This window comes from Moritella sp. (assembly GCF_013215705.1).
GTDB lineage: Bacteria > Pseudomonadota > Gammaproteobacteria > Enterobacterales > Moritellaceae > Moritella.
The window spans coordinates 63,958-80,648 of record NZ_JABSQR010000019.1; the positions used below are offsets into that span (position 1 = coordinate 63,958).

11 protein-coding genes are annotated in these 16,691 nt (G+C 41.0%); 2 read left to right on the forward strand and 9 right to left on the reverse strand.

The window, feature by feature from the left end; genetic code table 11:
- Positions 1–227: 227 nt before the first annotated feature.
- The 3 genes from msrQ to HRT96_RS13805 form a co-directional block, all read right to left on the reverse strand.
- Complete coding sequence (msrQ, locus tag HRT96_RS13795; RefSeq protein WP_293157723.1) at positions 228–806, reverse strand: protein-methionine-sulfoxide reductase heme-binding subunit MsrQ; 579 nt, start codon at positions 804–806, stop codon at positions 228–230.
- Between the two features lie 2 nt (positions 807–808).
- A complete protein-coding gene (gene msrP / locus HRT96_RS13800; protein ID WP_293157726.1) occupies positions 809–1,831 on the reverse strand; it encodes a protein-methionine-sulfoxide reductase catalytic subunit MsrP in 1,023 nt (340 codons plus the stop codon).
- Between the two features lie 126 nt (positions 1,832–1,957).
- The gene (locus tag HRT96_RS13805; RefSeq protein WP_293157729.1) at positions 1,958–3,907 is read right to left on the reverse strand and encodes a DNA topoisomerase III; all 1,950 of its coding nucleotides are present in this window, start codon (positions 3,905–3,907) and stop codon (positions 1,958–1,960) included.
- Between the two features lie 267 nt (positions 3,908–4,174).
- Between HRT96_RS13805 and HRT96_RS13810 the strand changes: the two genes are divergently transcribed.
- Positions 4,175–6,673 carry a hypothetical protein gene (locus HRT96_RS13810; protein ID WP_293157732.1) on the forward strand — a complete coding sequence of 833 codons (2,499 nt, stop codon included), beginning with the start codon at positions 4,175–4,177 and terminating at the stop codon, positions 6,671–6,673.
- 3 nt (positions 6,674–6,676) lie between these two features.
- On the forward strand, positions 6,677–7,681 hold the full coding sequence (locus tag HRT96_RS13815; RefSeq protein ID WP_293157735.1) for an endo alpha-1,4 polygalactosaminidase: 1,005 nt from the start codon (positions 6,677–6,679) through the stop codon (positions 7,679–7,681).
- Here HRT96_RS13815 and pelG read toward each other — a convergent pair.
- The 6 genes from pelG to HRT96_RS13845 are packed head-to-tail and all read right to left on the reverse strand — an operon-like array spanning position 7,676 to position 16,630.
- Positions 7,676–9,046, reverse strand: coding sequence for an exopolysaccharide Pel transporter PelG (pelG, locus tag HRT96_RS13820; protein WP_293157738.1), 1,371 nt, complete (start codon positions 9,044–9,046; stop codon positions 7,676–7,678). The genes HRT96_RS13815 and pelG overlap by 6 nt on opposite strands.
- Complete coding sequence (pelF, locus tag HRT96_RS13825) at positions 9,027–10,541, reverse strand: GT4 family glycosyltransferase PelF (RefSeq protein ID WP_293157741.1); 1,515 nt, start codon at positions 10,539–10,541, stop codon at positions 9,027–9,029. The genes pelG and pelF overlap by 20 nt, the downstream gene beginning before the upstream one ends.
- Entirely contained in the window at positions 10,538–11,506 is a 969-nt protein-coding gene (locus HRT96_RS13830) for a hypothetical protein (protein ID WP_293157744.1), read from the reverse strand. The genes pelF and HRT96_RS13830 overlap by 4 nt, the downstream gene beginning before the upstream one ends.
- Positions 11,469–12,806 carry a PelD GGDEF domain-containing protein gene (locus tag HRT96_RS13835; RefSeq protein WP_293157747.1) on the reverse strand — a complete coding sequence of 446 codons (1,338 nt, stop codon included), beginning with the start codon at positions 12,804–12,806 and terminating at the stop codon, positions 11,469–11,471. The genes HRT96_RS13830 and HRT96_RS13835 overlap by 38 nt, the downstream gene beginning before the upstream one ends.
- A gap of 12 nt (positions 12,807–12,818) precedes the next feature.
- Positions 12,819–13,349 carry a hypothetical protein gene (locus HRT96_RS13840; RefSeq protein WP_293157750.1) on the reverse strand — a complete coding sequence of 177 codons (531 nt, stop codon included), beginning with the start codon at positions 13,347–13,349 and terminating at the stop codon, positions 12,819–12,821.
- Positions 13,350–13,363: 14 nt separating this feature from the next.
- The gene (locus tag HRT96_RS13845; RefSeq protein ID WP_293157753.1) at positions 13,364–16,630 is read right to left on the reverse strand and encodes a tetratricopeptide repeat protein; all 3,267 of its coding nucleotides are present in this window, start codon (positions 16,628–16,630) and stop codon (positions 13,364–13,366) included.
- Between the last annotated feature and the right edge of the window lie 61 nt (positions 16,631–16,691).

Below are 16,691 nucleotides of genomic sequence, written 5' to 3' on the forward strand. Positions count from 1 at the left end.
CGCCAAAATATCTATGCACTGGAAGATTATGTTTTCTTAAAAAGTGTAACTATATATGATATATGTAAAACACTTTTACTGGGTGGTAATAATGTTTTGCTCAGGAGAAGTTTGTATTTTTTGTTTTTGGCGACGTAAATTAGAGGCGTGTAAGGTCGGTTAATCGCCAAAGATCAGAACTTTATAGTGTCATAAAAAACCGTAAATATTGCCTAGTAACTTTATCACTACTTTCTTCTTTGTGACAGCAATAACACCACTAATAGAACGTATATGCTAGGTTCTATCCACCCGGATTTGACTGAAAGATAGTAATGAACAGGGGTTAAAATAGCGGCGAGATAAATGAAATTGTGCAATTTTTGCCAATTCCGCTGCATTTTTCGACGCACCCACAGCGGAGAGGTCAGTGCTAATAATAGTAAGATCACAAACGCGATCATGCCAAGCCAAATATACGGTCTTTTTATCAGCTCTTGAAGAAATAAACCGAGATCCCACCCCAAATCAAGCCAGACAAAAGCAACTAAATGTAAACTTGCATAAAAGAAACAGTATAAACCGACCAGACGGCGCGTCGAAATTAACAAGCCTTCTTTATAACGCTTTGCTAAAGGTGAAATAACCAAGGTGGCGAGTAATAAATTTAACGCACCTTTACCTAAAAAGTGGATCACTGCTTGCACAGGGTCGCCACCCAATGCATCAGCATCAATGGCTAGCCCTAAATATACTAACGGCATAATGCCCAGTACATGAATATAGGCCTTAAGGTACGGCAACCGTTTGTAAGTTAGCATTGCCATAATTAAATGTACCTTTTCAAATCCATACCACGATACAAGTCAGCGACTTCTTCAGCGTAACCATTAAAAGGTAAGGTTTCTATGCGTTTAGAACTAAAAATGCTGCCACTACCGATGCGACGTTCAGATGCTTGACTCCAACGCGGATGATCGACTGTAGGATTAACATTGGCATAAAATCCATATTCACCAGCAGCAAGACGATTCCACGTCGTTGGAGGCTCTTTTTCTAACAAGTGAATTTTAACGATTGATTTGATGCCTTTAAAACCATACTTCCACGGCACAACCAAGCGGATAGGCGCGCCATTTTGCGGCGCTAGGGTTTTACCAAACGTACCCACAGACAACATAGTTAACGGATGCATAGCTTCATCCATACGCAATCCTTCAACATAGGGCCAATCCAGACTACCGCCTAAATAAGAAGATGCTTGTCCCGGCATTTGTTCCGGATCATATAAGGTTTCAAACGCGACATATTTGGCTTTTGAGGTTGGATTGGCTTTTTTAATAATTTCAGCTAATGAAAAACCCGTCCACGGGATAACCATCGACCACGCTTCCACACAACGCATACGGTAAATCCGTTCTTCCAAATCTGCCACTTTAAATAAATCATCGTAGCCGAAAGTAATTTCTTTTTCCACCGCACCGGTGATCGTCAACGTCCATGGCTCAACTTTAAAGTTCTGCGCATTTTTTTGTGGATCTGTTTTCGCCGTGCCAAACTCATAAAAGTTATTATGTGACAGTACTTTTTTTTCAGGCGTCCAGATCTCACCATCGGCATAATCTTTACTGCCAATGAGTGTCAATGGCGATTGCACAAACGCCTGACTGTTAGCTTTTTTCTTACCGCTATCAAAAATATCAAAGATACTCGCTTGCGCTGGACTCGCAGCGGCCAAACCTACACCAGCAAGGCCTAATTGTTTGAGGAATTGTCGACGTTGCTGATAAACAGGTTCAGCAATAATATCATTTTCACTTGCTTGAGATTTTTTTTTACATTTAATAATCATTCCGTTACCTGCTTGGTTAACTTCCCATATAGTAATCATGAGCTATTTAAGCAAATTGTTCATCACAGAATTATCACAATAGCGGCACAATCTTATATAAATACAGTCTCAGTTCTCACGTTGCTTTTATGATTTTTTATAAGACCGTTTTTTTGTCGGTTTTTTCTTAAAACGGCCACCAGCAGGCTTACTACTAGATAGACCGCGTAAGCCATCCGGTAGCGTTGCTTTAGCCTGCTCAATCATGCCTCCTAGCTGCTGTAATAAACCGCCCATAAAATGCTGGTAGCTGGCTTCTTTTTTACTGATACCATCAAGTACAGATTCCCATTGCGCCGTCATATCCGGTAAGGTTGCCGATTCAGGTAAGGCATTAATCAAGCCTTTACCCGCATCCGTGGATAAAATAAGTTTGTTATTACGCACTAGGAAGTTACGTCTAAATAACAGTTCAATAATGCCTGCCCGCGTAGCTTCGGTGCCTAGCCCATCGGTGTCTTTTAAGATCTTACGGATCTCACGGTCTTTGACATAACGGGAGATCCCAGTCATCGCCGCAAGTAAAGTGGCATCACTAAAATGTTTCGGTGGTTGGGTTTGTTTTTCAACACACTCAGCGTGTTGACATAACACCTGTTCACCTCTTTTAATAGTCGGTAATTGCGCGGCCAATTCTTTCTCAGCTTCAGTTTGTTTGGCATTACTCGCTGCTGATTTCGGAAATAATATTTTCCAGCCTTGTTTTAAGGTCATTTTGGCTTTCGCGATGAACAAACCACCAGCGATAGTTATCTCTGCAACCGTGTCTGCGTATTCATAAGGCGGGTAAAACTGACATAAATATTGCCTTGCGACTAATTCATAAATGTTTTTTTCACTGCTGTTAAGACGCTCTACACTACTGCTTTTTTCGGTGGGGATAATGGCATGATGAGCCTCAATTTTACTGTCATTCCAGGCTTTACTCCGTAAACTTTGATCGGCATTGACCGCAGCTTGCTGCAATGATGCACTGGTTTTGGCTATTGCGCTAATCACACCACCACGGTGCCCGTAATGTTCCTTGGGTAAATAACGACTGTCTGAACGTGGATAAGTAATGAGTTTATGCCGTTCGTACAATGCTTGGCAGGTATCTAATACTTGCTGTGCACTCATACCAAAACGTTTCGCTCCATCAATTTGCAGTGACGATAAATTATATGGCAGTGGCGCTGCTTGTTGTTTATTTTTCTTTTCCAACTTAGTGACTTCGCCCGTTTGACCCTGGACGCGACTGACCACGTTTTCGGCCAGTTTTTTTACCAGTACTCGACCGTCTTCATCCATATACGGACGACAAGCTTCACTCGGTTTCCACTTGGCAGTGAACATCTCTTGCTGCTGGGTTTGTAAATGCGCCAACACTTCATAAAAAGGTTTACTGACAAAGTTAGCGATCTCAATATCACGTCTCACCACTAAACCCAAAATAGGGGTTTGTACGCGCCCTACTGATAATACCCCTTGGTAACCTACTTTTTGACCTTGCAAAGTATAAGCGCGGGTCATGTTCATGCCATATAACCAGTCGGCACGTGAGCGCGCTAATGCCGACACCGATAAAGGAATAAAGTCACTGTTAGGTTGCAGATTATTCAGCGCTTTTGTCACTGCAGCGGGGTTGAGATCACTGATCAATAAACGTTGGGCAGTATTTTTCTTTTTCGCCGGCGTTTTAAGAAATTCAATCACCTCATCCACCAGTAATTGCCCTTCTCGATCCGGATCGCCGGCATGCACAAGACTGGTGGCTTTTTTTACCAGACCTCTTAATACGGTCAGTTGTTTACTGGTGTTGGGTTTTTTCTTCAGTTGCCAGGTTTCAGGCACAATCGGCAGGTGTTCTAAACGCCATTTTTTAAACGCGTCATCATAGGCATCCGGCTCTGCTTGTTCGAGCAAATGGCCAATACACCAAGACACCACATCACCGTTACCAACTTCAATATAACCTTGTTGTTTCTTGTGTGGTTTAGGTAATACGTCGGCAATAGCACGGCCAAGGCTGGGTTTTTCGGCAATATAAAGTTTCATGATGTGAATAATTACGGACTGTATGAATAAACAGTTAATGTAGCGAATTTTGCTATCTAAGTCTATGGGGACGCTAGGTAATAGAAAAATATGCAGACACTAAACCTTACAAGCGTAGATGATAATATATTAAAATGCCACAAAACGGCATTTTACACTATTAATTTTCATGTCTACACTTAAAAATGTTATTTAAAACGCAATTCTCAACACTTAATAACACTTACTTACCGTCACCTATTTTTAAACATTGAACGGAGTAACATCATGCGACTAAGTAAGGTGCGAACCATTATACCAAGCAAGATTAACTTGTTATCCATTATGTTCTTATTATACCTGTTCGCGGCCAGTGCCACACCAATTGTACAATTGAAACTACTGGTTATTACCACTGGATCTGCCGAACAAGATCAGGGGCTTGATTTAATCGATGATATGCTCGATGAAATGGGTGTGCCCTACGATGTCCTTGATGCAACACAGACAACGCTAACAACCGATTTGTTAGTGACAAATAGCCAAGGTAACTACAACGGCATTATTTTAACCGATAGCTCGTTATATAATTGGGGTAGTGGCAGTGTCAATGGCTCTGCATTTACATTAGACGAATGGAAAATATTACACGCTTACGAACGCGACTATCAGGTACGCGAATCGGTATTATCAGGCTACCCAATGTCAGGAGAATATTTCCGCGTCACTTATGATTTAGATTATGGTATGGATATGACCTCTATGTCCGCTGGTTTTGCCTTTACCGGGGTTTGGCAACTAACCAATAACAATGACATATTTGAATACGTCAATAAGACCAGCCACCTCCCAATTACCGATTACACCATAGCAACACATCCAAACTTTGACCCCGATGGACCCGTTGTCACCCCGCTACTCACCGATAAAGCATCAGGTAAAATAATGATATCGACGCTGGTATATGCTGACGGCCGCCAAGTGTTATTTTCAAGTATCAGCAATGCCTGGTATTTGCTTTATTCACAAGTATTAAACTACGAGTTTTTAAACTTTGCCACACAGGGGGTATTTATTGGTTCTAGGTATATTTACCTTGCCGCCCACATAGATGATGTATTCATTCATGATGAACTATGGAACCCAGAAACAAATACCACAACAGAAGAGAAACGTTACCGTAATAGTGCCCACGACATCGAAAATATCGTCAGTGCTAATAATAAATTTAAGAATAAATACCACAACCAGAAAAGCTTCAAACTCGATCTTGCCTTTAATGGTTCGGGCGCAGCACAAGTATTACCCAGTCCTGAGTCCTTGGATGCGGTCATCGCATTATCAATAAATTCAGTAACACCGAATAGCAATCTCAGCAGTGATCATAAATTCAAGGTTACAACGTCGACAACGAAACAAGAGCGGGGATTATTGCAATTCGACTATCCCAGTGAAATCATTAATCTTGTAGCCTCTGCCACACTAACATTAACCTCCGAAACAGTCATCGGTAGCACAGGTCAAAGTAAAGGTAATATCTGCCTAATAACAGAAACATGGACAAGCCAAGCAACCTGGAATAACAGAAATGATGGCAACAATTGGCAAACAATGGGCGGCTCATTCGCCCCTGATCATTGTATCCCTTATACCGTGAATCAAAATCAGATAAACATTGATGTAACGGCATTAATCAACCACTGGAAAACCACCGATTCATTTACTTTTTCGTTAATAGTCATCGCAACGAGTGGCGCAGACATTGAGATATATAACAGCAACACAGATATAGAAAGCCGACATCCACAAGTAAATATCGCCTTCAGTACCAATGAACCTCTCACTGATGCGATTGTCAGACATAAAGATAGTTTTCGCTTTTTGAACCATACCTTTAGCCATAGAGATATGTATAAGAGTTCAAGGGCCACTTATAATATTGCGTTTCAAGAAATTAATGACAATATCGGAGTATGGCAACGGTTAGGGTTTCCAGAATTCACCACCGCGACTCAAACCCTAGTGACAGGTAATCATTCCGGCTTAGAGGATTCTGAGGGGTCCAACCAAGCATCATCGATATTTGTTGATTACCCTGAAGGTCGTAACCCGGCATTATTTGAGAGTATGATGGACCTAGGTATTCGTTATATGGCATCAGATATCTCCCGTCCAAATCAAGATATTCCTTCTTATGTCCCAGAGACAAATATTTTACTACTGCCCCGTTATCCAACCTCTTTATTTTATAACGTCACTACACCAGAGGAGTTAACAGACGAATACAATTATATCTTCTATGAGCGCCACATTGATGCAGGTGATAACCCCTGCACAATTTCTGGTGCTATTTGTCAACCTCGCAGCTACAACGAGATCTTAGCGGCCGAAGCACAAACAACCTTCAGACATATGCTGACCTTCCGCCCTTGGCCCCATTACTTCCATGCAACGAATCTACACGATTATGGTAACGGAGATAGCCTGCAATATGATTGGTTATATGCAGTAACAGATTACTTTAATCAGTTACTCAACTTACCGATCATAAATATGGATTATTACAGCATAGGCGTTATGGTCGAAGAAAAGTTAGCCGCACAAAAAGCAAACCTACGAGGCACTTGGGATCGTAATAATAATACCGTGTCCTTAATCGCCGATGACGCAATCAAAGGCAGAATGACAGGGATTGCAGGCGGTAATTTTTACGGTGGACAACATCTCATCACGACCGATATCAATAATCACGGCCGTACTTTAATTGTTGATCAAGCTAATGAGTAAACCATGAAAAATTTTCTTCTATATCTGCTAGCGGCCTTAATGCTAATCGGCTTTGGTAGCTGCTCTAGTGATGATAATTCATCAGATAATCATCAGGGAACAGAAATACCAGCGCCCAAACCGGATCCTGAGCCCGAACCTAAGCCTGAGCCTAAGCCTGAGCCAAAGCCTGAGCCAAAGCCTGAGCCAAAACCTGAGCCAAAACCTGAGCCAAAACCTGACCCAAAACCTGAACCAAAACCTGAACCAAAGCCGGAGCCGGAGCCGGAGCCGGAGCTTCCATCATGGTATCAGCCAGCGGTCATGTCAACTTGGCAATGGCAGTTACAAGGTAGTCTTAATACTAGTTATAATGTGGATATTTATGATATTGATTTGTTTGATACCAGTATGCAGCAGATCGCGGAACTACACAGTCAAAACAAAAAGGTCATTTGCTATTTCTCTGCAGGCACCTACGAAGATTGGCGTAATGATGCAAGTCTATTCACCTCGTCCGATCTCGGTAACCCACTTGATGAATGGGAGGGCGAGCGCTGGATCGATGTTCGCTCTGACAATGTCCGAAACATTATGAAAGAACGGCTAATCTTAGCGCAGAATAAAGGCTGTGATGGTGTTGAGCCAGACAATGTCGATGGTTATACTAATAATCCAGGTCTAGATTTCAGCGCCGTAGATCAACTCGACTATAATATTTGGATGGCAAACGAAGCCCACCAACAAGCATTATCTATCGGCCTTAAAAATAATTTAGACCAAGTCAACGATCTGGTATCACATTATGATTTTGCTGTTAATGAGCAATGCTTTCAATATAACGAATGCGCAATACTCAGCCCTTTCATCGACGCCGGAAAACCTGTCTTTAATGCTGAATATCAGAAAAAATACATTAATGACCAAGATGTGCGTAATGAATTATGCTTAGATGCCAACAACATGCAATTTAGCACCTTAATATTACCCCTTGCGCTTAATGATAATTATAGAGAGAGTTGTTTATGAACGCTGTAACATAAAGGTTTGATACTCTAAGTCAGAAAATTGTTTATCTAATACAATAAAGCCAATGATCGTGGTTAACAGCATGGTCAATGTAAAGCCATAACCATAAAATAGCGGTCCTAATTCAATACTTATGTGAGCCAAAATAAAATTACTCAACGCCATAAACACAGTTAATGCCAAGGCGGCATAACGTTTATCAAGGTAATACATAATATTTAGGATCGCCATGACTAATACTTGAAAGCTAACCCCAATCAGGTCAACATAAAGTAAATGTAAATAGGCAAGATTAATATTCAGAGCAATAAGGATATCTTCAGCCCAGAGCATTAACAGAACAAGCGTCATGCCTTGTACTTTAAATATTTCATAAATACTGTGTCGACATGCCAATACCATTTTATCTTTTAATCGATAAATATCACTTAACGTGCCCCCATCCCGAACCGCATCATAAAATTTCAAACACGCTTGTGAAAAATCCGTTTCCATTCGCATAATAAACACGGCCATGCCTGGCACAATCGCCAGGTAAGCAATAAAAATGGGCAAGTCATAAATATAAGACGCATTAAAAATACTAAATACTTTATGCGATGTTTCTTCTCGACTCCAAAATACAAATTTATCTAGCCATACCCCTAAATTATAAAATAAACCACAAAATAGCAGTGAATAAAATACTTTACCAGGTTGTAAAAAATCAAATGAAATTAATTGTTTGGCTGGATAATTCCGCACTATATGATAAAGAAAAATAAACGTCAGTAATGCCTGACATAACGTAAAAATACTAATTAACCCCGTCAGACCATAAGCAGGCACAGTCATACATAACCCAATCATCAAGCCATAACACATCAGCATCGTCATAAATACGCGGTAATATTCTTTGGTACCGCTCAATAAAATCAGTATAAGCCACTGGTTGCAAAGAATAATAAAAGCTGAAAATATAATAACTTTAGTCAACGGATTAATCTCTGAGGCCATCGCTAAAACAGCGCCAGCAAGCACTGCCGACAATAACGTCATCACTAACATAGCACCTAATAAATTAGGAACAATACGATTTTCTTGCTTAAGGTAAATCAAATCAGAAATGAAACGTGTTAATAACAATTGGAACAAACCACTAATAATCAACGATCCCGCCATTAAATAGGTGACAAGTATCAAAAATTGCCTGAGCACATAAGATTGAAACTCGCCCAAACTCACAATGCCAATCATCAATAATGCCAAAATAGACAATACCCAAGGACCTGAACTGATTACACCGGCGAGGCCATAGGCCTCAACAATGGATAATAACGTCTTTTTTTTCAGTATTTTTCTTAACTCAAAGCCGATACCCGCCATCAACAGCTCCTCTATATAAGCGTCGATACAAATCATACATCAACGTCTGATCATAATATTTTGCCACCCTTATTTTGCCGATATCACCCGTTTTTCGCCATATGCCAGCATCGGATAATAAATTAACAATCGCATTAGTACCTTCTGAAGGGTTCGCGATTGGAATTATGGCACCACACGATCCCAAACTCGCATCTTCGCCAGCGGCACCATCAAGGATCTCACGACAAGCGCCTACTTCAGTCGCAATACAAGGGATTCCAGATGCCATTGCTTCAAGCAACACCAGAGGTTGAGCTTCACTAATCGATGTCAGCATCATAATGCCAAGCTCTGGCATTATCTCAGCAACATCTTTACTGCCTAACATTTTAACTTTGCCTTCCAACCCTAAACTTTCAATTAATAGCTGGCACTCATGGGCATACGCTTTATTCTCTTCCGCCGGACCAATAATCCAACCTTCAATCGTGGGGATTTTTTTGGCAACACCACAGATAGTGCGTATAAACGTTTTAATATCTTTAATTGGTACCACCCGACCAACTAAACCAACAACCATAGGTGGAGAGCTAGGACGACGAACATAGGCCTTGGTAAAACGCTCCACATCAATACCATTGGCAATTACTTGCGTTTTATCATTATCCGCACCATCTTCATGCTGCCGCTGTCGGTTCCCTTCAAACAGCGCAACAATACGATCTGCTTGATGATAGGCAGATACACCAAGCTGTTCAAAAAAACGTATCCAGGTTTGTCTGGTGGCATCCATATCTTTGTGCATACTGACATCAATCAAGTTATGTTTATCTTTTATCCAACTGGCTTGTGATAAATCTATTTTTCGCTCTTTAGTATAAATACCATGCTCAGTAAGCAAAAATGGACGATTACTTTTCTGGCGACAGAGTGCACCTAAAAACCCTGCGTATCCTGTTGATACACTGTGATAGACCCGCGCATTAGGTAATGACTGAGAGATACTTGCTAACACAAATAGGGGCTGATAAATATTTCGATAAGTCCAAAAATAATCGACAAAAGATTGGTTCGCATCCTGTTGAAAATAATGATTGGTAAGCACTTCCCATGATGCACGACTATTAAGAAAATCGGTCAAGGTTAATCTATTTTTTTGGCCGATAAAATCAGCGATATTACTTAATAACTCACTCGGTATCGGTTCTCCACGTTGATCAAAAAAAGATAAAAAATACTGCCATGATTGAAATAGATTGGGTGAGCCAGCGGTTGGTGTTGGCATCACTTTATCGTCAGCCGCTAATAAATAATGAATTTCAAAACCGACAACATTATCGGGAAGTTCATATGCAGGCTCGTCATATAATTCCGGCGAACTGCCAAGAAAAATAATATGAAAAGAAAATTCAGGTAACCCCTTAATGATCTGATGCATCCAGGTTGATACCCCACCACGTACATAAGGATAAGTACCTTCCAACAATAAACAAATATCAACCTCTTTGGTCATAGCCAGTACTCCCTCAGTTGCTGTAACCGGCCTTTTTTGAATGCAGGTAATTGCGCCATGTAATATTTGGTTAACTCATAATTTCCAAGTGCAAAACTTGCCTCTGCTAAATAAGGGATAACTTGTTCTTTTAATAAACCAGCATCAAATGCTTGAGTTAGATATATCAACGCTTGTTTTGGATCTGATTGCGCCAACATAATACGACCAAGCAACAGATTACTTGCTGCATTTTCAACAAGTTGATTAGAGCGCATAAGATAAATAGAGGCTTGTTCGAGGTAATGTGCACATAACACACTTTCAGCTAAACCGAGGTAACATAACTCCCAGTATTGCTGAGCAATATTAAATGCGAGGCTAGGCTCTTGATAATGTGTGAATTGCGCCTTTAGCAATGAAATCGAAAGATTAATTTTAGCTTCTATCGTTTCTAATGACGAATAAGAAAATAATCGTACATCGTCTGATAAATCTTTTAACGCCAATTGTAACAGCGGTATAGCCTGCTGCTGAGGTAAATAACAAACAGCATTCACCGCTTGTAACCGCCGAACAGGATCAAGATCATGCGTTAATATTTCACGTAATCCGCCAATACTGGTTCGCGAAGATCTAAACTCATCAGATTCGTTCACGAGTGAGGGCCGCTCACATTCAACCCAGGTAACCTCTGCAGGTGTATTTAATCGATATAAACCCAACAATAATGAAAATATACCCCCGATCATGCCAAAAAGCGGGATAAAAAACGAAAAACAAAATAAAAACAAACCAGTATGTAATATCGGAAACTTATAACGATGTGGTAACAGTAACCAGGTTCCACACGTAAAAATAATGCTCGCGGTTCCATGCACAGCGATATAATAGGCCCAGTTAAACCACGAAAAATCAGCACCAAATAAGATATGAAAACTGAATAACTCAGCTGTTAGCACGACTAGGAACAAGCATGCGATCATTATTTGGCCCCCATATTTTAATTATGCTATCAATATCATGCTTACTGTCTTCAAAAGAAAAAGGGCCAATAATATCAATATCATTGCAGTGTTCGCCCAAGGCATTAAATAATATTTGTTGCATTCGGGTGATAAATAGCTGGCTATCAGTGGCCGTTGTTAATGGTAACAACACCATCAAGCATAATTTTTTATTGGGCGGTTGATATGTCCAGTAGACGTCACTACCTCGACGGTGATTTGTTAATGCATCGAGTTCGTCCGGGTTCTTCCCCGTGTGATCATGAAAAATAATTAAACTACTATCGAGGGCATATTCGCGACTATTGTAATGTGCTCGTTGCACATAACGCATAAATAAATCATCTTGATGCGTCGCTAATACCGGTGTTAATAATTCATCACTTAATAAATCAGCCGCATTATCCGCAATCAGAGACAGCAACACGACATTAGCAGGGGTTAATAAAAAGAATTTAACACTCTCAGCTAATACCACAGCCTGCAATACGCCAGCAGTATCTACAAGAGGAATACATAACTGATAGCATGACTCATGCTGAGCATGAAATGTAACAGGTGAAAGTAGTTTTTTGTTCACCAGCATATCTTGTAACATACAATCATTAATATTAAGCGTATGACTATCGCCTAATACGGCATGAGGTTGCGCCTCAACTTCATTATTCGTCACCTTATAAATACCAGCAACATGTATACCGCCAACATGGGCGAACAAGGCTAACAACGGCTCGCCAATATGCGCGAGACGTCGCTCGCTATATTGTAGGGCGATACGCTGCAATGAATTTATTTCCGCGCGCAGACTAGCAGGCTGTCCCGCGTTACGTAATTCCAATTGATCATGGGACACTTTGAGCAGATGATAGTTTTTAGTAAAACTAGTCAATTCCTGCTGCATATGTTTATGCTCAATTCCATATTTATCAATGCTACGCTGCCAGTGATCTCGAAATTCCCCAGCTATCATGACAACAAAAAAAGTACCTACAATTAGCGAAAAAGGAAATAATGGCAACATGCCTCCGTCTTTCATTATCGATACTAATACTGCAGTCATACCAAGTGTACAGATGAAACCTTTAGCAAACCCGTAGCGCAATGCAATAAGGAGTGGTCCTAATAGCGGCCAAAAAAAATGATTAGCCTCTACCCCTGCGGGTAATGAATAAAAATAGATCCAGCTAGTTGCAGAAATAGCCGTGATAATAATGATCTCTATCCAAACAAAGTTATCACCTTGAAAAGGTTTTATAAAAATATCCAGTAATTTATTCATAGGCAAGTCCGACTACTCTGTAGTGGCAGCAGGGGCAAAATTGAGCCCATTAACTAACGTTTCAACAACGACGATCCCTGCGCCACTGACGCTTTCTCTCCCCCAACCAACACGACTACCGCTCGCTCGCCACAAGGACTGTTTATTGGTTGCGTTTTTAACTTCTAGTGTCAATCCGACTGCAGGCTCGGCATCTAAGCCATTTTTATAATGCCACTCTTCGACAGAACCGGTAATTATATAATCGGCGGGGTATGTGGCTAACCATGCTTCAGCGTGTTTATACTTCGAGGTCTGATCGAGAATATCGGTTAAACTCTTGAGCGGTGTTTTTGGATAGATCACCGCATTAATGCCTTTACGATATAGCTGAGAACTTAATATCTGCTCCGCTTTTTCTGCTGCGAGCGGTGTACTCGAGTTATTTTGTAACGGCATAATAACCCATACAGCAGAGGCATTTAGTAACGGACTATCAGGTGCGTTATAAGTTGAACACGCCGATAGCGTTAATATCATGGTGAAAATTAATGTCAATTTCATTCAAATCCCCTTTATTAAAAAGAATAAAAGTAACCAACAGATATTTCCAATGACTGCTCGCCGTTACGATCATGGCTTTGCCAATCAAGATGAAAATAGAGTTCATCGTTGCCAATAATAGGCCACCCGAGCCCCAGACCTAACAACAGTTCAGGCTCTGAAGTAACAAAGTTATAACCAACGGCAGTATCTAACCAGTAACGGGGTTGCGCTAAGCCATTGAACTGCCTTAGCTGTTCAGGAACGCCAGTCGCCCCTCTATATAACCGCTGACCTATCGCTAACCGTTGATAACTTGAACTAATAAAGTCACTACTGGTTATTTGCTGCGTACCTTGCAACCAGTCCGAAATACCAAGCAGGGGCCCTGAATTTAAATCTGTGTCATGCATACTATAATCAGCATATACCTGCCATGCAGGTGAGCTAAAAAACAACTGTTCAGCGACACGTAATGAGCCACTCCAACCAGTGCCTATCTCATCATCAAAACGGGTCGACATTTGGTGATAGCCTAACGTTAATGCCATATTAGTACGATTGCTGGGCTGATAATAAAGTCCAGCATTAACCACATCATCACTGCCTGCAAGTGCCAATGCTTGACTAGCACGTATATCATTGTTTAACCCTGCGCCTAATTCTGCCCGCCACATCCGATCAAACTGATGAATATAATTTACATTAAAACCAAGACGTTGATCGCCAAAACCGTCTGCTATATCCACCCCAAATAACCATTCATTACGGTTAAATTGATAGCGTATAAGCCCACTTAAACGAAACTCATCATCAATACTGCTATCAGAAAAAATGCCTGATGGCTCTGCCGTTTGGTAATAACTACTGAGTTGCCAATCTCCGTGTTTAAGCAGTTGATAATAATCGAGCTGTAAGGTATTTATATCCCACGTAGTATTGGCTATGTATTGGCCTCGCCATGCAGAGCGACCATGCATCACGGTAATATAGCCATCTTTACCACTATCATCTTGATTGCCCCGGGAAGGCTGGGATAGTGAGGTGTACTCTTTGCCATATTGGTATGATGCTGTCGTTAGTGTGTCAAGCTGCACCTGACCTTGCTCATTCGTCGAATTTTCCAAAAAGTAATCCGCTAATGAAGTACGCTGCTGCCAAAACCGGATCGTATCGCGATTACCGGAAAGCTGCTGATATTGAAAAAATTGCGCGACTGAATTTACACTTGGGTTTAACAATGCCCGTGATGTGGTCAGCACAGCAGCGGCGGCATCACCCGCAACCAACTCTAATAACGAGTATTCGGGTACATAATCACTTGGTAACCTATCAAGTGTCTGTGACAGATTTTCGGCAAAATAACGGCGTAATTTATAAGCATGTTCGTATAACTTTAACTCTTCTAGTAATGAAGCATAGTGGATCAATACCGTAATATCCGTCTTATCCGTTTTATCATTGGTGATTAAATATTTTCGATACCACATATCAGCATGTTGGCGATTAGCGAGCTGTTGTGTTAGCACCGCAAAGGTCAGCTCAAATTCCGGATTATCCCTTAATACAATACCGTATGTATCATACAGTTCACGCATCGTATTAACGTCTTGGATCTCAATAGCCCACCATATATAGCTGTTTATCGTTGGGGTAAATAAATGTTCTGAGTTCAGTGATAACCGAAAGAAATGATGCGCATCTTTATATTGCTGTTGCTGAACAGCATACATAGCTCGGTAATAATAGACATCGGCTCGATCTTTCATCGCGTCATTTTGTAATGCGAGCGCCATCAACGCTTTCAAACCAAAATCATGCTTCACCGTGCGATCAGAACGAGAACCAGCCGAGACCTCAGACTGATAGGCAATATTGATCGCTTCCAGCAGCAAGGCTTGATTTTCAGTTTTAGCATATAACTGCACGAGTGTGGGGATATCTTGTTCGGTAAAGGGGCTGTGCAACTGGATATAACGATATACATCTATGTTGTGAACCGAGCGCTTCATCAATGCTTCCTGACTTGCTAATGCCAACGGTTTTTGACTCAATTCCCATGATAAAAATGCCACCATGCGTAAATATTCATCATCCGCATTCAGCCAATTAACAGGCTCAACGAGCACTCTTAGCGCATCCTTTGGCTGATTAAGCATAATATAGGCTTCAGCAAACCGTACAGCCTCAGAGAACCCTAATGAACGATACTTTCTGAGTTGCTGATAAAGTTTGATCATGCGAGAATATTCATTGCTATAGCTATACAAACGGGCAAGTTCCATTATCAAGTCCGTATCATCAGGGTGTTTACGCATTAACTTTTTGACACTTAATACCGTCACTGCTGTGCCTTTTGATTTTTCTAATGCGTTTAACCACTCTGTATATTCATCCGGTAATAATCGGTCTATATTGGCTAGTTCATCATAAAATTGTCCTTCATGATAGATATCGCCTAACGCTTTAGCCTCTTCGATCGCATCACGTAATTGTGGTCCCGAAGGATATTTGTCAACCAGCAATAAACTTATTTCAAATGCTTTAGTTATGTCTCCCTGCCAGCGATAAATGTTATGCAGGCTAAGTAAGTCATCTTTGATTTGTTGTTTATTGTGCGGACTATTGGCCTTAACATTCGCCGCTATACCACTTTTATCATACGTCAAACCAAGGCTTTCAGAGAGCAGCGCTAACGCTGTCGTATAATCGGAAATTTGTAATGCCAACGAGATCAACTCGTCATAGCTTGTTTCATCACTACCTAAGTGTGGTTTCAATATAGTTAATGCGTGTATAGGCATGTTCAATGAAAGTGCTAGGTCAGCAAACCTGCGGGCTAATAGCACGTTGGGAATGTGGTTGGTATTATCAAACAACAGCTCAATTTTACTAATTGCATAGGCATTTAACAGGGGGTTTTCAGAGTATGCCCCCGCCATAACAGCATCTAAATAAAGCGCATGAGCATGCCAGTCTTGGTTACTTTCAGCGCCGTTCAGCAGCGGTTCAATGACATCAATTGCCCCTCGAACATTCCCTAATTGATGAATATTTTTCGCTATCAGCAATTTTATTTGTCGATTATCAGGTTCCCTGTCTAACAACACAGCCAAAAATGACAAGGATATTTCAGGGGATGTCGAACGCGAAATTAGTGTCAGTAATGTCGCTTTCGTCGGGGCAATTAACCATAACGCATAGACTGCGGATAGCACGAGCAAAGTGAGCGGGCCAAGTGCTAAGATCCGAATACGTGATCGGTTTTTTTTGGGGGTTACTTCGTTAGAACTACTTTTCATAATAGACCTTATTTATCTAACATCTGTTATTTATCTAACATCCCTTACTGAGTTAACGTCC

What these genes read in the sequence shown, in the direction of transcription:
- HRT96_RS13830 (WP_293157744.1), bottom strand. Translation starts at nt 11,506, where the DNA reads ATGATCGCATGCTTGTTCCTAGTCGTGCTAACAGCTGAGTTATTCAGT.
- pelF (WP_293157741.1), bottom strand. Translation starts at nt 10,541, where the DNA reads ATGACCAAAGAGGTTGATATTTGTTTATTGTTGGAAGGTACTTATCCT.
- pelG (WP_293157738.1), bottom strand. Translation starts at nt 9,046, where the DNA reads ATGGCGGGTATCGGCTTTGAGTTAAGAAAAATACTGAAAAAAAAGACG.
- HRT96_RS13845 (WP_293157753.1), bottom strand. Translation starts at nt 16,630, where the DNA reads ATGAAAAGTAGTTCTAACGAAGTAACCCCCAAAAAAAACCGATCACGT.
- HRT96_RS13810 (WP_293157732.1), top strand. Translation starts at nt 4,175, where the DNA reads ATGCGACTAAGTAAGGTGCGAACCATTATACCAAGCAAGATTAACTTG.
- HRT96_RS13840 (WP_293157750.1), bottom strand. Translation starts at nt 13,349, where the DNA reads ATGAAATTGACATTAATTTTCACCATGATATTAACGCTATCGGCGTGT.
- HRT96_RS13815 (WP_293157735.1), top strand. Translation starts at nt 6,677, where the DNA reads ATGAAAAATTTTCTTCTATATCTGCTAGCGGCCTTAATGCTAATCGGC.
- msrQ (WP_293157723.1), bottom strand. Translation starts at nt 806, where the DNA reads ATGGCAATGCTAACTTACAAACGGTTGCCGTACCTTAAGGCCTATATT.
- HRT96_RS13805 (WP_293157729.1), bottom strand. Translation starts at nt 3,907, where the DNA reads ATGAAACTTTATATTGCCGAAAAACCCAGCCTTGGCCGTGCTATTGCC.
- HRT96_RS13835 (WP_293157747.1), bottom strand. Translation starts at nt 12,806, where the DNA reads ATGAATAAATTACTGGATATTTTTATAAAACCTTTTCAAGGTGATAAC.
- msrP (WP_293157726.1), bottom strand. Translation starts at nt 1,831, where the DNA reads ATGATTATTAAATGTAAAAAAAAATCTCAAGCAAGTGAAAATGATATT.